Origin of the sequence: Microcystis sp. LE18-22.4A (assembly GCF_027531105.1) — a bacterium.
Taxonomy (GTDB): Bacteria; Cyanobacteriota; Cyanobacteriia; order Cyanobacteriales; family Microcystaceae; genus Microcystis; species Microcystis aeruginosa.
This window is the reverse complement of record NZ_JAPZRB010000084.1, coordinates 1-18,364: the sequence shown is the minus strand read 5'-3', so window position 1 is coordinate 18,364 and position 18,364 is coordinate 1. Positions and strand designations below refer to the sequence as shown.

18 protein-coding genes and 2 pseudogenes are annotated in these 18,364 nt (G+C 41.6%); 8 read left to right on the top strand and 12 right to left on the bottom strand.

Annotated features, from left to right (window positions below):
* Positions 1 to 156, top strand: a pseudogene (locus O9295_RS03790) (DUF4164 domain-containing protein); the annotation flags it as partial.
* Positions 157 to 224: 68 nt separating this feature from the next.
* Here O9295_RS03790 and hemB read toward each other — a convergent pair.
* Entirely contained in the window at positions 225 to 1,211 is a 987-nt protein-coding gene (gene hemB / locus O9295_RS03785; protein ID WP_104396541.1) for a porphobilinogen synthase, read from the bottom strand.
* Positions 1,212 to 1,831: 620 nt separating this feature from the next.
* Between hemB and O9295_RS03780 the strand changes: the two genes are divergently transcribed.
* Together O9295_RS03780 and O9295_RS03775 are read left to right on the top strand one after the other, a co-directional pair.
* On the top strand, positions 1,832 to 2,197 hold the full coding sequence (locus tag O9295_RS03780) for a phasin family protein (RefSeq protein ID WP_002797138.1): 366 nt from the start codon (positions 1,832 to 1,834) through the stop codon (positions 2,195 to 2,197).
* 59 nt (positions 2,198 to 2,256) lie between these two features.
* Entirely contained in the window at positions 2,257 to 2,637 is a 381-nt protein-coding gene (locus O9295_RS03775) for a hypothetical protein (protein WP_002797137.1), read from the top strand.
* Positions 2,638 to 2,716: 79 nt separating this feature from the next.
* On the opposite strand, the gene O9295_RS03770 is transcribed toward O9295_RS03775, so the two are convergent.
* The 3 genes from O9295_RS03770 to O9295_RS03760 form a co-directional block, all read right to left on the bottom strand.
* On the bottom strand, positions 2,717 to 2,866 hold the full coding sequence (locus tag O9295_RS03770) for a hypothetical protein (protein ID WP_002779944.1): 150 nt from the start codon (positions 2,864 to 2,866) through the stop codon (positions 2,717 to 2,719).
* 196 nt (positions 2,867 to 3,062) lie between these two features.
* A complete protein-coding gene (locus O9295_RS03765) occupies positions 3,063 to 3,695 on the bottom strand; it encodes a retron system putative HNH endonuclease (protein ID WP_271939551.1) in 633 nt (210 codons plus the stop codon).
* The gene (locus O9295_RS03760) at positions 3,692 to 4,972 is read right to left on the bottom strand and encodes an AAA family ATPase (RefSeq protein WP_288031811.1); all 1,281 of its coding nucleotides are present in this window, start codon (positions 4,970 to 4,972) and stop codon (positions 3,692 to 3,694) included. The genes O9295_RS03765 and O9295_RS03760 overlap by 4 nt, the downstream gene beginning before the upstream one ends.
* Positions 4,973 to 5,258: 286 nt before the next feature.
* Between O9295_RS03760 and O9295_RS03755 the strand changes: the two genes are divergently transcribed.
* Complete coding sequence (locus tag O9295_RS03755) at positions 5,259 to 6,449, top strand: class I SAM-dependent methyltransferase (protein ID WP_288031809.1); 1,191 nt, start codon at positions 5,259 to 5,261, stop codon at positions 6,447 to 6,449.
* 228 nt (positions 6,450 to 6,677) lie between these two features.
* On the opposite strand, the gene O9295_RS03750 is transcribed toward O9295_RS03755, so the two are convergent.
* Positions 6,678 to 6,917 carry a DUF4327 family protein gene (locus tag O9295_RS03750; protein ID WP_002738935.1) on the bottom strand — a complete coding sequence of 80 codons (240 nt, stop codon included), beginning with the start codon at positions 6,915 to 6,917 and terminating at the stop codon, positions 6,678 to 6,680.
* A gap of 622 nt (positions 6,918 to 7,539) precedes the next feature.
* Here O9295_RS03750 and O9295_RS03745 point away from each other — a divergent pair.
* Both O9295_RS03745 and O9295_RS03740 read left to right on the top strand, forming a co-directional pair.
* Positions 7,540 to 8,208, top strand: a complete 669-nt coding sequence (locus O9295_RS03745; protein ID WP_012267935.1) for a HEAT repeat domain-containing protein — start codon at positions 7,540 to 7,542, stop codon at positions 8,206 to 8,208.
* Between the two features lie 61 nt (positions 8,209 to 8,269).
* On the top strand, positions 8,270 to 8,785 hold the full coding sequence (locus O9295_RS03740; RefSeq protein ID WP_288031807.1) for a phycobiliprotein lyase: 516 nt from the start codon (positions 8,270 to 8,272) through the stop codon (positions 8,783 to 8,785).
* A gap of 66 nt (positions 8,786 to 8,851) precedes the next feature.
* On the opposite strand, the gene O9295_RS03735 is transcribed toward O9295_RS03740, so the two are convergent.
* On the bottom strand, positions 8,852 to 9,784 hold the full coding sequence (locus tag O9295_RS03735) for a hypothetical protein (RefSeq protein WP_288031804.1): 933 nt from the start codon (positions 9,782 to 9,784) through the stop codon (positions 8,852 to 8,854).
* The gene (locus O9295_RS03730; protein ID WP_288031801.1) at positions 9,741 to 10,340 is read right to left on the bottom strand and encodes a DUF1517 domain-containing protein; all 600 of its coding nucleotides are present in this window, start codon (positions 10,338 to 10,340) and stop codon (positions 9,741 to 9,743) included. The genes O9295_RS03735 and O9295_RS03730 overlap by 44 nt, the downstream gene beginning before the upstream one ends.
* A gap of 483 nt (positions 10,341 to 10,823) precedes the next feature.
* On the opposite strand from O9295_RS03730, the gene hpnH reads away from it, so the two are divergent.
* Entirely contained in the window at positions 10,824 to 11,840 is a 1,017-nt protein-coding gene (hpnH, locus tag O9295_RS03725) for an adenosyl-hopene transferase HpnH (protein WP_288031818.1), read from the top strand.
* A 226-nt stretch (positions 11,841 to 12,066) separates the two neighbouring features.
* Here hpnH and O9295_RS03720 read toward each other — a convergent pair whose 3' ends face one another.
* From O9295_RS03720 to O9295_RS03710, 3 genes are all read right to left on the bottom strand, one after another.
* Positions 12,067 to 13,440, bottom strand: a complete 1,374-nt coding sequence (locus O9295_RS03720) for an HD domain-containing phosphohydrolase (RefSeq protein WP_147069790.1) — start codon at positions 13,438 to 13,440, stop codon at positions 12,067 to 12,069.
* Positions 13,441 to 13,563: 123 nt separating this feature from the next.
* The gene (gene ndk / locus O9295_RS03715; protein WP_002780036.1) at positions 13,564 to 14,013 is read right to left on the bottom strand and encodes a nucleoside-diphosphate kinase; all 450 of its coding nucleotides are present in this window, start codon (positions 14,011 to 14,013) and stop codon (positions 13,564 to 13,566) included.
* A 1,226-nt stretch (positions 14,014 to 15,239) separates the two neighbouring features.
* Positions 15,240 to 16,046, bottom strand: coding sequence for a creatininase family protein (locus O9295_RS03710; protein WP_061432431.1), 807 nt, complete (start codon positions 16,044 to 16,046; stop codon positions 15,240 to 15,242).
* 94 nt (positions 16,047 to 16,140) lie between these two features.
* On the opposite strand from O9295_RS03710, the pseudogene O9295_RS03705 reads away from it, so the two are divergent.
* Positions 16,141 to 16,449: pseudogene (locus O9295_RS03705) on the top strand (transposase family protein); the annotation flags it as partial.
* A 112-nt stretch (positions 16,450 to 16,561) separates the two neighbouring features.
* Here the strand turns inward: O9295_RS03705 and O9295_RS03700 are convergent.
* The gene (locus O9295_RS03700) at positions 16,562 to 18,097 is read right to left on the bottom strand and encodes an O-linked N-acetylglucosamine transferase, SPINDLY family protein (RefSeq protein ID WP_288031797.1); all 1,536 of its coding nucleotides are present in this window, start codon (positions 18,095 to 18,097) and stop codon (positions 16,562 to 16,564) included.
* A gap of 154 nt (positions 18,098 to 18,251) precedes the next feature.
* The coding region (locus tag O9295_RS03695; RefSeq protein ID WP_071784045.1) for a transposase at positions 18,252 to 18,364 on the bottom strand (113 nt) is incomplete at its 5' end.

Genomic DNA, 18,364 nt, shown 5'->3' with positions numbered 1-18,364 from the left:
GGACAGGCAAAGTTAACCGAAAAGGTTGAGGGAATCGATAATCGCCTAAAATCAGTGGAAGGAACCCAAAAAAATCAGGTCTGGACATTAATTATTCTTTTGGCAAGTGCGATCGCTACAGCCGGTTGGAAAGTATTTTTTTCAGGTAATCCCTAGAATTAAGAGTAGCAACCTCACCACCCCCTTATCCTGATCGGTTAGCCAAAAATTGTCACTTTTCCGATTTAACCCTCTGCTAACCAGCGCACGGCATCCTTAGCGTGGTAGGTTAAGATAATATCGGCACCCGCCCGTTTGAAGCTGGTTAAAGTCTCTAAAGTCACTCGTTTTTCGTCAATCCAGCCATTTAACGCCGCCGCTTTAATCATTGAATATTCCCCCGACACATTGTAGGCAGCCACGGGTAAATTAGTCATTTCCTTGATTCTCCAGATAATATCCATGTAAGACAGGGCAGGTTTCACCATTAACATATCTGCTCCCTCTAATACGTCTAATTCCACCTCTTTTAAGGCTTCCCGGGCATTACCCGGATCCATTTGGTAGGTTCTGCGATCGCCGAATTGGGGGGTAGAATCGGCGGCATCCCGAAACGGCCCATAATAGGCAGAGGCATATTTAGCCGTATAGGAAAGAATCGGTGTATCACTATAACCCGCCTCATCCAATCCTTGACGAATTGCCTGCACAAAACCATCCATCATTCCCGACGGTGCAATGATATCCACTCCCGCTTTTACCTGGGAAACGGCGGTTTTTTGCAATAATCCCAGAGTGGGATCGTTTAACACCCTGCCGGTTAAATCTCCCGTTTGCAGATAACCACAATGACCGTGGTTAGTATATTCACACAAACAAGTATCAGCGACAATGAGTAGATCGGGAACTGCCTCTTTAATTGCTGTGGCCGCTTTTTGGACAATACCATGATCGTGCCATGCTCCCGTCGCCTCTGTGTCTTTACTTTCCGGCAGCCCAAATAAAATAATCGCTGGAATTCCTAAATCCCGCACTTCCTTGGCTTCGTCAACAATTTTATCGATTGATAATTGGTACACCCCCGGCATCGATTTGACTTCCTGAGCAATACCTTCCCCCGTCGTGGCGAAAAGGGGATAGATAAAGTCATTGGCTGTCAAGACGGTTTCACTCACCAGACGGCGCATTTGAGGGGTTTGACGCAGACGACGGGGGCGATGAATAGGAAACATAGTTTTTTGTGATTAAATCGGGAATCTTGTCTCGATTCTTTAGTTTAAATCTTTGCTGAGGATGAACACAAATCGATTCAGCCGGCAGCTGGCTGCCGGCAGCTATCCGCAATATTTAGTTATTTTGAGCTTAATCAAACTATTTAGGTCAAAAATGACCTGATGAGGCTTTATCGTCGTTTTGAGTGCGAAAAACCAGCAATTTGACTAAAATTTAATCTTTATAGCGATCACTTTTGCTGTTGCCACCACCGCATCTATTTACAAAACTTTACCTCATCAGTTATCAGTTACCAGTTACCAGTTATCAGTTATCAGATGTGATACTAAATCCGTTTATTAAAAACTGATTATTTATTCTCCCTTTTGCCTCTTGCCTTTTGCATGAGTGCCTCTCCTCATAACTAGCTTATACTCAACGGATTTAGTATGAGTTTTCAGTTCACCGATGGCTCTCTTGGATATTGGCTGAAAAATGTTCACGGTGTTACATTAGCGGCGCAAGCGTTCACTGATTACTGTTTACTGTTCACTGTTCACTCACTCCCAAAACCCATCTCCATTTGGGAGAAGGATCGTTTATTCTAGGAAGTAAGAGCGATCGATTCAGGATTTTTGCTATGGCGAACTTAGGTGATTTAGTCAAAAAAGCAGTTTATTTGGGCGTAGGCATTGCTACTTATGCCGCCGAAAAAGCTGAAGTAAATTTACAAGAATTAAGAAATCAAGCCCAAAAATTAGCCGATGAAATGATTTCTCGCGGCGAAATGACGACAGAAGAAGCGCGCAAATACGTTGATGAGTTGGTGAAACAGGCACAACAGCAAACGGTGGCAGGTAACGAATCTAATATTCCCCATGAACCCCGACGGATAGAAATTATTGAAGATGAGGAGGACACCAAAGCAGCCGATCCAAAAGTAGATGAATTGCGGCAACAGGTGGAACGTCTTCAGGAGGAATTACGGAAACTGCAACGGGATTAAAACCTAGATTTTAGCGACAAATAATTAATTATTACCAGACAAGGGATGCAAGTATAAACATGAACGATTGGCCGAAAGATTTTTGGGAAGTGATCGAAACTGTGGCACTGGGAATTGAAACTTTTTTCCAAGAAGTGACCCAAACTATCGAAGAAATCAATGAGGAAATTATCATAGATTTGGAACAGTTTATTCAAGAGGTTTTACCCCAGGAATTAGAAGATTTTTTTAACTCCGATGAATATCCCTTTTCGGAATTAGATGAACCCTCGGATTTTACCCTCACTCCTAAGGTTAACCCCGATCCTAACACCCATCCTGCTTGTATCGGTTGCCGTAATTATCACGGTTATATCTACGGAGGTAATCTTCTCGTCTGCGGTTTCCATCCCTACGGTTGGGATAGTGATAGTTGTCCCGATTGGCAAGCAGAGGATTAATTATTTTTCTATAAAATCAGGTAGGGTTATTATCCCTACCCATAACTTTTATCTCAAAGCAACTATCTGTCATTTTTAGTTAAGAATCACCCTTGGGAGCATGGTAAGGTTCAGAATCAAAAGGCTGCATCCCCACATCGGGATATTCATCATTGTTGGGACTAAAAATGCGAGCGAAAGCCTCTGTTAGGTACTGGACAAAATTGTGTAATGTATCCTTGATATTCATTGCTTTTCTCTCCGACTCTCGACAACAATCTCTTTTTCGGATCAGGTTGATTCACCCCTCCATCCCCATTATCTAGGCAGAATCTCATCAATTGTTGACTTTTGAGATAATTCTTGAATAATCTTCATAAGACTTTATATTTTTTCTGGTTTATCTAAACTTTTATAATAATTCTTGTATTTTTGTAAAGGAAAGATTATTCAATTAAATCGCTGAACAAATATTTGATTGTTGTCCAGAAAGGATTGTATCTTTGTTGATCATCTAAGCATAAATATCCATTGACAAAAACTTTTAATTGAGCATTATCTATCTCCTCATCCAAAAAAGGTTCGATGGCTTTCTGACGAAAGTCGTTGATTTTATTGAGGTTTAATCCCAACTTTTCGATAGTATTAATTGCTTTTTGATCATCTTCTTGTGCAGGTTTAATTGTACCATCATAGTTAAAGGCAAAGTGAGACTCACAATCGGGATTAAGTGGAGAGATTAAGAGATTTTCATCAAACCAGTTATCTTTTAGATTACCACAGTGCCGAGGTTCACCAGACTTAAGATTTGCCTGACAGGAACATAGCAAATTGGCATAATCTAGGGGATCAACACTGGGATCACTCTGAGGTTTAAAATGTTCTATATGCCATTTACCATCAATCAATCGACTTTCACAATAACAACATATTTCCCCCTGTTCTGTCATCAAAGCTTTAATTAGTATTTCTTTTGGGTTTCCCGCTAAATTTCTAAAGTCGGGCTGCCAATCTGAGTTAGCTTGCTCTTTCCAATTCTTAAACTCTGGTGGTTCTTGTCTTTTTCTAATATACTTCATTTTCCGATAATTTCCTTGCGTCGAATAATAACTTCAGCTTTAATTAATTCTGGATCATTTTGAATTTTAGCTCTGAGATCATTGATTTTATTTTTAGCTGCCTCTAATTGATTTTGAGAGATTTGTTCATAGATATCTTTCAAAGCTTCAGCGATTTCCTTGGGACGAGTTGTCTCTAACCCCATCAAATCTTCCAAAATTCGATCAACATTTTTGCCGTAGGACTCCTGCACGGGATGAACTTTTATTCCCATTTCTGTTTGTTCCATGAAGTGTAAACTTTCTGGTTGAACATGAGTGATAATATTAGGAGAATGGGTGGAAATAAAAAATTGACAGTTAGGAAAAACTTCTAGTAATTTAGGTACTACAAATCTTTGCCATTGAGGATGTAAATGTAAATCAATTTCGTCAATGATAATAACGCCAGTACCCGTTAAGGGATAAGGATTTTGAGGATTAGCAATCGCCATTCTTCGAGCTAAATCTCCCAGCATAGCAATCAGACATTTTTCTCCATCAGAAAGTTGATTAACAGTAACTATTTTATTCTTTTTTGTTACTTCCATTCTCAAAGGATTACGACGGACGCTAAGATTAGTAAAATCGGGTAGAAAACGTTCGATCGTTTCCCGAACCGCTTCCAATTGGGGATCGGGAAAACAAAAACCTTCTGGTTTAATTAGATAATCCTGATATTTTCTATTTTCATTTTCTAAATCTTCGCGCTCGCGAAACCATTCAAAAAAAGTGCGAAAATCTGCTCCACTGGTTAAAGCATTTTCGTAGGCACTTAGAGAATCAAATTGATGTTTTGTTTTAATTTTTAAGGGTATATCCAGCACTGCTCGATTAACAGAATAATAAACAAATAAAGGTAAGTTAATTTGTCCTTGATGATCAGTAATTTGTCGTTGTATTTGTTGAGTGTATTCATTTAATTGGCTAAAATTACTCCGTTCTCCAGCGTGGATATATCCAGTCCTAGTTTTTACTATTTTCCAAGTAATCTCTTGACTATCTTCCGTCACCCCAGTGATTTCAATTATAGCCGTACCCTGACCATTATTAATCTCGGTTTCGCTAATCTTTCGTCCACTGGCATTAGTATTTTTTAGGCGATTAACTAACCATGAAAGCATAATCGCCAAACTATCTAAAATGGTGGATTTTCCAGCACCATTAACTCCTATAAATACGTTTAATTGACGATGAAAGTCGATGTTTAAACTAACTACACCTCGATAATTAATAAGCTTTATAGACTTAATTCTCATGGTTTTTTGTATCGGCAAGATTTGCTTATATTTGAGATAATTGTTAGAGAATGACTCTCGAATAATTGCCAGTAAAACTTAGATAGGGTTAAGAGACAGTAGGACAAGGAATAGAAAAAAATATCGACCAAAGAAATAATATCTAGTTTTGGCACAGAACCGGATAGTCATAATGATTATTTATCATTTACCCTCGACCAACTCAAAAAAACCCTGGCTGACTTTCCCGATCGCTGCCCTCTGTGAGACAATCGATCGAGTGTTATCCTAAACTCCGCCAATTTTCATGTCCGACGACGCTACTATTCGCACTGCTGTACAACGTCTCTACAATACCTATCCTTTCCCCCCCGAACCGCTCCTAGACGAACCTCCTCCGGGTTACAATTGGCGCTGGAATTGGATTGCTGCCTATAACTTTTGTTGTCATCGTAAACCTGAACGAGAGGATATCCGCATTCTCGATGCGGGTTGTGGTACTGGTGCGGGAACCGAATATCTGCTCGCGCTCAACCCTTTTGCTAATATAGTCGCGATAGATATCAGTGAAAAAGCTCTAGAAATTGCCAAAGAACGCTGTAATCGTTCGGGAGTCGCACTAAAACACCGAGGTTCTCTCGATTTTCACCATTTACCCCTTGAATCCGCCACTAATCTCCCCGGAGAATTTGATTTAATTAACTGCGTCGGGGTGCTGCACCATCTCCCAGACCCGATTAAAGGTATTCAATCCCTCGCGCAAAAACTGGCCCCCGGTGGTCTGCTGCACATTTTCGTCTATGCACAATTGGGACGCTGGGAAATCCAGTTAATGCAATCTGCGATCGCACTTTTGCAAGGAGACCGACGCGGGGATTATAAAGATGGGGTCGCTGTCGGCCGAGAGATTTTTGCTTCACTACCGGAAAATAATCGCATTTTGAAACGGGAAAAAGAGCGTTGGTCAATGGAAAATCATCGCGATGAATCCTTCGCTGATATGTACGTTCACCCCCGGGAAGTGGACTACAATATCGATACCCTCTTTCAACTGATTGATGCGTCAGGATTAGCCTTTATTGGCTTTTCTAACCCTTCCTACTGGCAATTAGAGCGTTTATTGGGTAAATCCCCCGAATTGATGGCTAGAGCGCAAAATTTAGGGGAAAGGGAACGTTATCGCTTGACGGAATTATTAGACCCGGAAATCACCCACTATGAATTTTTCCTCGCTAAACCACCGATTTTGACTGCCGATTGGTCCGGGGATCAAGTCCTAGAGAATGCAGTGGCCGAAGTTCATCCCTGTCTTTACGGTTGGCCTAGTGCAAGTGTTCTAGATTACGATTATCGGCCGGTTAATCTCTCGGAGAGAGAATTTGCTTTTTTACAAGCTTGTGATGGTCGTTTAACCGTGGGAGAAATCGACGCTCAAGTTGCTTTAGGATTAACTGCTGTGCGTTCTTTACAACAGCGCCAACTACTGATTTTAAGTTAGGGAAAATTTGGGGATGTTAGAGATAGCGTCCCTTGGCAATGGGTAACTTGTGAACTAACTTGGCTAAATCTTACAAAAACTTCTTTTTTCTCAACAATTATCCCCCTCCTATCCCCATAGTTTCAGCCCCAGAATTAACCGGGGCTGAATTATAATAGTTTAAGAAAGTGGACAAGGCTGCTAAATTTCTGATCAGTCCGATTTTTGCCCATCGGCAAACGGGAGAATTTAATCATTATCCCAAGATTCCGAGGCGATTAAGTCACCAATTTGATCCCTGAGAAGGTAGTCACACCGTTCTAGTTCACATTCAACACAAACCCACTCCCGGGGGGGAATGAACTGACAGAGGGTGTAGATCGGTTGGTGTCTGCTCACTACCCCCTGTTCTACCATCTGACGGACTTCGTCCTTAATCATCCTGATAGAGTAAGCGGTGGGAGCGGTGGAGAAAGTTATGGCACTCATGGGAGATTTCCTGCAAGATCTACAAAAGAAGTCTTATCACTAACTATAGTCTAACCTATAGGGGGACAAAAGAGATTTTTTGCTGTATCGACGATGACAATTTTTTATATATAGCGAAACCCTCTCCCCTCACCAGTTTAGGCTTAGGTTAAGAAAAGTTAAATTTATTGGCTAAAAGCTGTCGAGTCCCCTTATGCCAAATCAGTTATCAGTGATCAGTTATCAGTGATCAGTTAAGCTGTTGACTATCTAGGGTTGGCTGAATAAATCTAAAAACCTTGTTGGATAAGACTTTTAGACTTTTTTCCCCTCAAAAAGTGCCAGCCATTGGGGGGATCGGGGGGAAAATTCCTGGACTTTTTCCCTGAAAATTAGGTAGTTGACCACCTGAAAATCGATAAAACCCCACACCCCACACCCCACCCCCCCGAAAAACTTTTTGCCGCAAACCCTAGGTATTTCTACAAAATCAAGATGCACCAGGTTGAATCCCCCTAAAACAGCACAAAGAAGATAACTGCTATATCCAATACACAAAATTTAGCTGTTTCAGTCCACTAAAGCTGCTGACTTAGAAACAATTGCGTTAGAATTAAAGAAATATTACAAGTGGTTGACAAAAATGAGTAAGCCTGATACACAAGCCATTGCCCTCCAGTTAGAAAGTAGCAATTCTAAAGATCGTCTGCTGGCCTTGGCATCCCTGCGAGAAGTGACCCCGGAGGAAGCTGTACCCTTGATCAAAAAAGTCCTTTATGATGAAATGCTGCCAGTGCGATCGATGGCTGTCTTTGCTTTGGGAGTCAAACAAACCGAGGAATGCTTTCCTATCCTAGTGGATTTGTTAGCCAATGATGCCGATTATGGCATTCGCGCCGATGCTGCCGGGGCCTTAGGTTATTTAGAAGATATTCGCGCTTTTGAACCCCTACAACGGGCTTTTTACGAAGACACGCAATGGTTAGTCCGCTTTAGTGCCGCCGTCGCTTTGGGCAATTTGGGCGATATTCGGGCTAAACAGGTGTTATTATCGGCCCTCGATAGTAACGAAGCGGTTATTCAACAGGCCGCTATTGCCGCTCTTGGGGAAATCAAAGCAGTGGAAACCGTCGAGAAGCTTTTAACCTTTGTTAACTCCGATGACTGGTTAATCCGGCAGCGATTAGCGGAAGCTTTAGGCCATCTTCCGGCGGAAAAAACGATCGCAGCCTTAAAATTTTTGGTCAAAGACGAACACCCGCAAGTGCGCGAAGCAGCCCGTTTATCCTTGCAAAAATTGGCCAACGTCTAGGTATAGGATAGAATAAATAATCTATTCTTTCAGAGCGATCAATCTTTGCCTACAGCCATTCATGGACATTCAAGAATTTATTAATCTCTGTGCGGGTAAATGGTTTTCTCAGCGTACCAGTTATCAATTAGCCGCCCAAAAAGTTGCCAATAATAAAGCAGAAATCACCATCGATTTGCTGGCTGCCGATGCTGCCGATGTGGTGCAATTATGTTTAGAAAATAACTGTCAGTTCCAGGCCAATCTAGGGGGATGGAAAGCGACTTGGGATAATTCCGTGGACTATGGACAACCGAAAAAAATCAGTTCTAGCTATTTAGTTTGGCTACCCTCAGAAAATTCTTGGCAAGGAAAACTAATCACATCGGACGGTAAATCGGCAGCGCTGGGAGAATATCATCTCAGAAGCGATCAAGCTTTAACTTTAACCATCGAGGATAATCACCATCGTATCGAGGAAAGAATCTGGTTTGCTAGTCCTAATCTGAGATTGCGTACCAGTATTATCCAGTCGGCCAATGGCGATCGCCAGACGGGTTTCTATTCGGAAATTCGCAAAATGGTTGCTCCTAAGTAGCTGCCATCCCCAATCTCTGAGGTGGGGAAGACAGGGTTAATCTTCCACCACTCCAGTCAAATCCTCCTAACGTCGGCTGCGTCTGCTGCTGCCGAAACCACTGCGACTAGGGGTACGACGGGAACCAGAGGAACCGAAACTAGGAGAACGTTTGACATTATCAGATTTACCCGAATTCTTCAGGGTACTCGAACCATAACCGGAACCACTGGGTTTTGTGGTGGTGGTGGTGCTGCGATTGGGACTAGAGGAAGTATTACTGGGATAACGACGTAAATTGCCAGTATAACGGAGAGTTTGCCGATTTTTGACCGCCGGAGGTGGACTATTATGTTTAGTCCGGTATTGATCCACTGCCTGATTATAGGTGGAACCGTAACCACCAAAACCGGTCATCACACCTCCCGGAGTATAGAGGGGAGGAACGTAATATTGAGGACGAAAGAGCAAACTACCCAAAGCTTGACCAGCAACAGCACCGAAAAAAGGACTCCAAAAACTCGATTCTTGCCGAATCACCACGGTTTCTTGTTGTCCGGTTTGGGGATTGTTCCGCACTTCCGTGACATTATGGACATACTCAATTTTAAAATCTTCGGTCATGTACAGGGTAGCCTGATCACCGTTGATTTCTACTGCGGTTTTTTCCCCTTTAGCAATGTCCTCCTCGGTTAATCTAGCCATTTGCAGGTTAGTGCTGCGAAAGAGGGGAGAAGTCCCCCCAGGGGTGTTTAACAGCATTAAGGTATAAGTGCCATCTCCGTCATCGTAGGTAGCTTGTTGCACCTCGTAGCGACCGCTACTAACCTGATTGGATTCTTGTCTTACACTACTGTTATTAGCTGACGGTGACTGAGTTTGATTTGATGAGGAACCACAGGCCACCGTTGTGCAACAAAGGGTAAGAATTAAAAGGATTGTCGTTACTTGGCGCAGCATAAGGGCAAAATTAAGACTATAAAGGCAGTAATTCGGGGAAATTGAGTAATAGTTGCTCATTGGTCAATTCATCTCCCAATTGAGCAGGAGAAAAATGTACCTGAATCGCACGCAGCCGACCTTGGTAGTGGAGGTTAATTATTGATTTTAAACCATCTTCTAGGGCCTCTCGATCGGCTAGGCTAGTTTCTAAAGCAGCACTCTCACCCTCGAAGGCTATTGTGATCATAACAACTAAGTTATCGGTGACGGGTAAAGTTAAGGGTTCCTTTTCCCCCACTTCTGGAGACACCGATTCACTTAAGTATCTGGCCGCGGAATCGGTAAACAGTTCGTTAACGTAGTCTCCCGCTTCCCCCTCATGCCAAAAAACATCGCCCTCATTAGCTATAGAAAACCAATAGAGGTTCATCTGCAGCAGATTTTGACAAATTTCTACTAAACCCTCTCCCATGACCTCTAAATCGCCTTCGGAATCGATCGCCTCCCGGCCAGTACGATTAAGAATACCGATCAGGGGTGCGACTTCTTGTCCGTAGAGATGCAAAAATAAGCGACAGACCACATAGCGAGTTTTACCCGCAAATTTCTTGAAGCGATCGCCTAAAGAACTCATAATAGACCTCTGGTAAAAATCAAAAATTGTCGTTAAGGTTAGGAGTCAGTAGTCAGGAGATAGGAGTCAGGAGTCAGGAGTCAGGAGTCAGGAGATAGGAGATAGGAGACTTTTTTATTTATTCTCCCCACTTCCCACTCCCCACTTCCCACTTCCCACTTCCCACTTCCCACTTCCCACTTTCAAGTCAGTAGTCTTGGAGCCATAAGCTAGATCAAGGTGATAATCAAGTAAACAGGAAAAAAGCCCTCAGCTTTTATTTATTTTGCCATTTTCTAGGCTCCTATGCCTTGATGCCCTGTTAAGTAGTCGGACATAAATTCTGTTGTCTATCTTAAGAAATGTAAATTGCCGCAATTCTTCCTGATGACCGACTCCTGACTCCTGACGACCGGCTACTGACTCCTTACCCCACAGTTAACTTGACTTTTGTCCAACTACTTAACAGTCTATAATTACTTAGAATCCTTTTGGTGTGAGCAAATGGCTGTCCAACTGCAACAAGCTTTAGTGGTTGCTTCCTATATCTTGAAACAGCGTCTAGCAGGAAAAAAGCGTTTTCCCTTAGTTTTAATGCTAGAACCCCTATTTCGCTGTAATTTAGCCTGTACTGGCTGCGGGAAGATTCAACATCCCCCGGAAATCCTCCGCAATCATCTTACCCCAGCAGAATGTTTCGCAGCGGTGGAAGAATGCGGGGTTCCCGTGGTTTCCATTCCAGGGGGCGAGCCGCTTTTACACCCACAAATCGATGAAATTGTCAAGGGGTTAGTTGACAGAAAAAAATTTGTCTATCTCTGTACCAATGCTCTGTTGTTGGAAAAAAGCCTGGATAAATTCACTCCTTCACCCTATCTTACCTTTAGTGTCCATCTGGACGGTTTCAAAGCACATCACGATCGCTGTGTGGATCGAGAGGGAGTATTCGATAAGGCAGTACAAGGGATTAAAGCGGCGAAAGCGAGAGGTTTTCGGGTTACTACTAATACCACGGTTTTTGAAGGCACAGATGCGCGAGAAATGCAGGAATTTTTCGATTTTCTCGCTACTTTGGGCATCGATGGCATGATGATTTCCCCGGGTTACAGTTATGAGTGGGCCCCGGATCAAGATAGTTTCTTGAAACGGGAGCAAACTAGAGCTTTATTCCGAGAAATTCTCTCACCCTGGAAATCAGGCCAGAAAAAGTGGAATTTTAACCATAATCCTCTCTTTCTCGATTTTCTCATCGGTGAACAAGACTATGAATGCACCCCTTGGGGTAGTCCTAGCTATAGTCTTTTAGGATGGCAAAAACCCTGTTATCTGCTCAACGAAGGTCATTACAAAAGCTTTCGGGAACTTTTAGCAGAAACCAATTGGGATAACTACGGTCGGGCCAGTGGCAATCCGCAATGTGCCGATTGTATGGTACATTGCGGCTATGAACCGACCGCGGCCATGGCAGCTTTTAAACCGGCTAATATGAGACGTGCCATGCAGAGTTTAATCGGAGTCTAATCTAGGGTCTGCTGAATAAATCTAAAAACCTTGTTGGGTAAAAATTTTAGACTTTTTTCCCATCAAAAAGTGCCAGACCTTGGGGTGATCGGGGGGGAAATTTAGGCACTTTTTCCCTGAAAATTAATTAGGTAATTGACCCCCTGAAAATGGGTAAAACCCTACACCCCACACCCCACACCCCACACCCTACCCCCACGAAAAACTTTTTGCCGCAGACCCTAATCTAAACTGATTCTAACCAGACGGCGGGGACTTGACTAGGGCGATCGGGTAATTGCATCCATCCCATTTCGCACAGACGAATTACCGAACTTAATTTTTCTACCAAAGCGGGATCGAAACGAATCCCGCTATAATTTTGACATCGTTCTAGGGCCTCTCCTAAATCTAGAGCTAGTCGGTCGCCTCGCGGTTGAGTTAATTCCTGAAAATAGGCTGATAATCCTAAAATTCTCGACTCTAGGCTGATTTCTTCCCCTTTTAAGCCGTTGGGAACACCGCTACCATCCCAGTATTCAAACTCATGGTAAATAATCTGTTGAATTGGGGCTAATTCGGGCATAGTGGCGAGTAATTGTGCGCCTAACACCGATCTATCCCGCCAAAATAACGCATTTGCTCCCTCTAACTGACTGGCACGCTGTCTAAAAACTTCGATCGGAGCCTCCGCTAGACCGATGCGGTATAATAAACCTGCTAATCGTAAGCGTCGCAATCTCAGGGTGGGTAAATCGAGCAATTGTCCCAACATTTCCGCTAAAGCGGCCACCTGTAGGGAAGCAAGGGGATTATCAATATCTCTTTCATCGACCTTTTGAGCCATTCTTAGAAAAGCTTGCAGTTTATTAGCGGCCAAATTTTTATTTAAACGGGATGCTTGTCCTTCTAAGTCGCTTAATTCTCTCGTTTGTCTGCTGACGGTGACTAACTGCTGTTGACTGGTTTGCAGATAGGTGACAATGCGAGAGACTACTCCCGTTAAATCCGTGGGAATGGGATTAATATTTTGACTAATTTCCTGCTGTTGTCTGCTTAAATCGGCCGCTAGACTGGGATTATAAGGATGCAGACGCTCAATTAAGATCCTAGCGGCTTTTTCGACTAAATCGCGATCGAATGTCCATAAACCGTAGAATTTTCGCTCCGTGTCTATTTGGGGTTGACTATCGGACCGGTATTCGTCTGGGGATAACTCATGACAGAGTACCATGGAGGCGTAATCGGGGGAAAGAATGATTAAATTCCACTCATTAACCAAACTATCGCTATTATCTAAGTTAACTAGCGAAACATTCTCTAAACTGCCGGTTTTATGCTCAGAAAAACCACTATCGGCCACGGCGGCGATCGCAATATGACGAGAAGAGCGAGCGATATCTAAATAGCGCTCAGCTTCCTGTAAATACCATTTTCCCTGTTGAAAGGTGACTAAGACCAGTGGTTTATTTGTACTATCTGGGCTGCTAGTTTGCAAGATATGATCTTCAAGAGCATGACAGAGGGCCACAAGGGTATTCTTAAAATAGACCCCGTAACTGCTGGGTAATCGTCCCGATGAAGCTCTTTTTAACTGTTGTAAGCTGGATTCTACGGTCATAATTTCCGAATATTAGGGGGTTGGGGAAATGGGGAGAAGGGAGAGGGGAGAAGGGAGAATAAATAAAAGCAATCTCCTGTCTCCTGTCTCCTGACGACCGGCTCCTGACTGCCTCAAAGGGGTTTATTCTACCACCCAGGGAGTGATTGCGGGAGTCCAATTAGCTAATTCTGCATCGCTAAACCAGAGACTAACTTCATCTTTGGCCGTATCTGGACCATCGGACCCATGGATAAGATTGCGTCCGACACTAATGCCAAAATCACCGCGAATCGTACCAGGTTCAGCATTGAGGGGATTAGTGGCACCAATAATTTTTCTAGCGGAGGCAATTACTCCTTCTCCTTGCCAAACCATGGCCACCACGGGGGAGGAGGTAATAAAATCGACTAACGAACGGAAAAAGGGTCTTTCCTTATGAACAGCGTAGTGTTTTTCCGCTAATTCGCTAGAAACCTGCATCATTTTCAACCCAACCAGCGTAAAACCTTTAGTTTCAAAGCGTTGAATAATTTCCCCCACCAGATTGCGCTGCACACCGTCGGGTTTAATCATTAAGAAAGTGCGTTCCATACTGCCTCTTAAAATTTAGTCATCGAAAAATTGCGTCCGAAACCCAGATTAACCCGGAATGGCATCCTAGAGAATGGCAGAGTTTTCGCTTAAATTGCTGAGTTAGCTTGCTGTCCGATTTAGCTAACCTTGATAGGGTTTGGCCAACTTTCCCGCGGCAATTAAGCTAAGGCTAAATCCTTTGAGTATAGGCTACTTATCAGGACAGGCACTCATGCAACAGGCACAAGGAGGAATAAATAATCAGTTTTTAATAACCGGATTTAGGATAAGACGCATTTAAAGTGGGTATTGTTAAATTAGCTAAAAAAGCGGATAACCCTTGCTGTTCCCTGCCTGCTGCTCTGGTACTCCCCACTGTACTATACCTTTTAAACAGGATTGAGGATCAGATGTGTCTCCTGACCCAGCAATTCTCATTTTAAAAGGTAACAAGTGATACAGACAGAAATAAAGCTTTAAGGGGATAAATACTTAGTTAATTTTCTTTGATTATACTACTTTTCCTGATTGACGTGCTGAATGTGGGTATTAACTGAACAGAGATAGTTTTAAAAAATCTGTCCATCAAAAATCGATTTCAACTCTACAAATAGCTGAAATTCCGACATAATATGATTTTTTTGAGGAATAATTTTCTCCACCTCCTTCCCTTTGACATTTTCAACTAGAATTTACTTTTCTTAGCGGGACATATTCTGTCAGGAATAAATTAGGAAAATAATGCACCTAATCCTTAGAACTTAGCCAATATCCTTAACAATAGGGTTAATTCAGATTAAACAAAAATTAACTTTATCTGGTTCTTCGTTAGGTAGTATGCTAGGGAATTTTTGCTTATCCTGAAAACCTTATGGGTCAAGTTAGGTATTTTTGATGGCATAACAAGTACCGAAGAATCCTGAAAACCTAATTATCCTAGTCGTTGATTCTGTTTTCGATTCTTATCCCCCAGAAAAAATATGGTAAAAAATGTCGTTTCTTTTCTTTTTGTTACCGTGGACAAAAATTATACAACCTCAGGGATACAACTCATGATTGAGATTAATGATTATGAAAAAATACTCTTATCTGGTTAAAATTTCCTCTATTTATGTTAAGGGAAGATGGTGAGCAAATTACTGAATCAAAGGAGAAGGGAGATGGAGTTTTATCCTTTGTACTAAAATTACCAATAGGCAGGTTAAATGCAGTACAGCTTATTAACAACTCTAATTAATCTTCTATTAATATAACTTCGGTTGACGGAATTGATAAACATCAGCGATAACCTGTACCCAACCATTAGCAACAGATTCTAATAATCGCTCGCCTTTTTCTTTACTTGCATTAGTAGCATCTCCCATCACTCCACTTTTAGTTAATTCCTTAGTTAACCAAGCAAAGGGTAATTTTCCCTCCATAGTTAACAAACTATTTTCTGGCAAACCTTGAGGATATTCTCGGACGGCCCGCTCAATTTTTACCTGTTCTGGCAGTAATGATAACATAATGCTAGTTTCCACATCTCCTGCATGAATACCGTATTCTAATTCATATTCCGAGAATAATTCAGCCGCATTGTGGGGAACTCGCCAAGTGAAAAAAGGAAATACTAAAAAATCGGGATATTGTTGATGAATATCCCTAGCAGCAATTTCCATAACTTGCGGTTGCCCGCCGTGGGAGTTCATTAATACTAACTTGCGAAAACCCGAACGATAGAGACTTTCAGCTATCTCTTGAATGAGGGTTAATAAGGTGGCTGCCGAGAGGGTAATCGTGCCAGGAAAAGACCAATGTTCGTTAGATTTTCCGTAGTAGAGACAGGGTAAAGCGAAAGCGGCGATGTTTGTATCTAATTTCTCGAAAGCTTTGCCTAAAACCCCTAAACTAATGGCAGCATCGACGGCAATAGGTAGATGGGGTCCGTGTTGTTCGATCGCACCGATGGGTTGAATAATTACCACATTTTCCTTATCTGGCATTGAATCTATATCTGTCCAAGTAAGATAGGGAAAATAACGATGTGGGGGAATAAAACCGTGCATCATAATTTTATTGGGGGTGAGGGATTATGCTTGGGGGAAAAAATTACTGTTTATATTGTAATTTTATCACTAATTCTTGGCAAGGTGGCCAATCGTCAACTATCGAGACTATGGAGAGCATCAAGAATACCTATAGGGCCAGACGAGGAAAAAGAAAGAGTCGAAGCGGAGCGAAAAATAAGCGTGGCGGGATTCCGGAGCGTGGCAGCATTGGCCAAGAACAAAACCGCATCGGAAATCAACCCTTGTCACCGAAAAACTTTTCCAAGAGATTCCCCCTGACAAAAGAAAAACCGACCTTTGTGACCAGGCCAAAGAATTTTGTGGACATCAAGAGTTGAGTCAGAAACTAGGAGCAGATTTTTATTTTACTACTCCTTATCATTCTTGGGAAAGAGGATTAAACCCAGGGTAAGAGTATCTTAAATCCTTGACAAAATGAACTTTATGTGGTTTTCTTCCCCATACCCCACACCCCAACAAACTTTTTGCCGCAAACCCTATGTAACCCTAAAGTTTTATTTACCTTCTCCTACTACAGATTGATAAAATCTTTCTAGACTTTCTACAGAGGTTCGATCGTTAAATACTGTATCGATATTCATTTTAGTATAATCTTTGATTGTTTGTCGCCATTGATTATCTAAACCTAAACGGATAGCAATTTCAATATAGTGATTTTTATCCGTAGCAATTGTATCAGTTATTCCTAATCTTTTCAAGATAGCATAGGAATGTCGGCCGCGCATAAATTCCCCTGGACAGGTAACAACTGGAAGCTGACAGGCAATTGCTTCTAAGGTGGTATTTCCTCCCGACCAACTTAAGTTATCTAAATAGATGTCTGCTAATAAGTTAAGCTGAAAATAATCATTTTGTTCTAGCTGTGGCATCATTACCCCGTAATTTTGCCAATTGAGTCCATACCTATTAAAAGCTTGACTTAATCTCGACTGAAAGCAATGGGTCACAAATTCGCTACGATGGCAGATAAAAATAAATTGGCTGTTGGGAACTTGTCGAGCAATTCTAGGAAAAATATCGTCATTTTCTGGCAGATATTTAAATAAACTTTGACAGTTTAAGTAGATGATTTTATCCTCGGCTAATCCCATCTCTAAACGAGTTTTCCTCTGGGGAGGAAGGGAAGGTTTGGGATAGGCAATACCTAAATTGGATAAGCGAATTAATTTTTCACTGTAGTGATTATCTCCCTCCACAGGTTCCATTAATTCACTGGAGATAAAATAATCAATGGTTGGTAATCCTGAGGTGATTGGATGTCCCCAAGTTACACATTGTACTGGAGCTAAACGCAATCCTGCTAGTTGGGTAGTACGAGCATCCATACCAATATCTAAATAAACCAGAATATGTAACTGATTATCTAAAATATGTTGGGCAATTGTTTCCATATTGACCAGATTATCAAACTGATAAAAATATTCACTTTGCTCTTGATATTCTCTCGTAAAATTATCGAAGGTGTTATTAATATCTATTCCATAACAATAAATTTCAAATTGTTCTCGATTTCGCCACTGCAACCATCCTTGAAAGAGTTTCGCTACCGTGTGATGACGCAAGTGAGCAGAAATATAGCCAAGGCGAATTTTTCCCGTAGGCATGGTTAGGTTTTTCACCCAATCAGGAAAGTTGGCTGAGGTAATTTTATAAACTAATTCTCCATATTTTTTTTGTAGTTCTAAATCATTTTTGGCTTGATATTGAAGATAAAAATTAGTTCTTAATCCAATACTTTTCCACGCCTCCTGTTGTTGATTAGTACTGGTTAAATCAAGATTGGACAAGATATTATCTAACCGTTTCTCGTAGTTTGATCGATATAGCATAATATCTGCTTGAGTTGTGTAAACTATCGGCATTAACCGCATTAATTCTAACTTCAGGGATGGGTGATCGGGAAGATACTCTAAAGCTGATTTAGTTGCTTGAATTGCCACCTCGATCGGATAATTCTTTTGTAGTAACCAAATTAGGCGCAAATGTAAATCAATATTTTCTGGATGATAGTTAATGCCTTTTTTATACACTTCTAAAGCTTGTTTTTCTTCTTTAAGAATGAGATGGCAATGGGCGCAATTTAAATAAAAATTGCTGTCCTCTATTTTAATTGCTAATAATTTTTGATAATAGTTTAATGCTAATTGATAGATTTTTCGGCTCTTCGTTACCCTTTATGCTAAATCAACAGACAAGATGCCAAGATAACATACTTCTAACCCAAAAATTCCGAAAGTTTCTAAAGCCATAGCCTCTCCGTTTTATTAGTTTAAGTTTATTGTTGATTCCCTCGACCA

Bases quoted from the DNA above. Each gene is read 5' to 3' on its own strand.
- hemB (WP_104396541.1), bottom strand. From the start codon at position 1,211: ATGTTTCCTATTCATCGCCCCCGTCGTCTGCGTCAAACCCCTCAAATG.
- O9295_RS03780 (WP_002797138.1), top strand. From the start codon at position 1,832: ATGGCGAACTTAGGTGATTTAGTCAAAAAAGCAGTTTATTTGGGCGTA.
- O9295_RS03775 (WP_002797137.1), top strand. From the start codon at position 2,257: ATGAACGATTGGCCGAAAGATTTTTGGGAAGTGATCGAAACTGTGGCA.
- O9295_RS03770 (WP_002779944.1), bottom strand. From the start codon at position 2,866: ATGAATATCAAGGATACATTACACAATTTTGTCCAGTACCTAACAGAG.
- O9295_RS03765 (WP_271939551.1), bottom strand. From the start codon at position 3,695: ATGAAGTATATTAGAAAAAGACAAGAACCACCAGAGTTTAAGAATTGG.
- O9295_RS03760 (WP_288031811.1), bottom strand. From the start codon at position 4,972: ATGAGAATTAAGTCTATAAAGCTTATTAATTATCGAGGTGTAGTTAGT.
- O9295_RS03755 (WP_288031809.1), top strand. From the start codon at position 5,259: ATGTCCGACGACGCTACTATTCGCACTGCTGTACAACGTCTCTACAAT.
- O9295_RS03750 (WP_002738935.1), bottom strand. From the start codon at position 6,917: ATGAGTGCCATAACTTTCTCCACCGCTCCCACCGCTTACTCTATCAGG.
- O9295_RS03745 (WP_012267935.1), top strand. From the start codon at position 7,540: ATGAGTAAGCCTGATACACAAGCCATTGCCCTCCAGTTAGAAAGTAGC.
- O9295_RS03740 (WP_288031807.1), top strand. From the start codon at position 8,270: ATGGACATTCAAGAATTTATTAATCTCTGTGCGGGTAAATGGTTTTCT.
- O9295_RS03735 (WP_288031804.1), bottom strand. From the start codon at position 9,784: ATGAGCAACTATTACTCAATTTCCCCGAATTACTGCCTTTATAGTCTT.
- O9295_RS03730 (WP_288031801.1), bottom strand. From the start codon at position 10,340: ATGAGTTCTTTAGGCGATCGCTTCAAGAAATTTGCGGGTAAAACTCGC.
- hpnH (WP_288031818.1), top strand. From the start codon at position 10,824: ATGGCTGTCCAACTGCAACAAGCTTTAGTGGTTGCTTCCTATATCTTG.
- O9295_RS03720 (WP_147069790.1), bottom strand. From the start codon at position 13,440: ATGACCGTAGAATCCAGCTTACAACAGTTAAAAAGAGCTTCATCGGGA.
- ndk (WP_002780036.1), bottom strand. From the start codon at position 14,013: ATGGAACGCACTTTCTTAATGATTAAACCCGACGGTGTGCAGCGCAAT.
- O9295_RS03710 (WP_061432431.1), bottom strand. From the start codon at position 16,046: ATGATGCACGGTTTTATTCCCCCACATCGTTATTTTCCCTATCTTACT.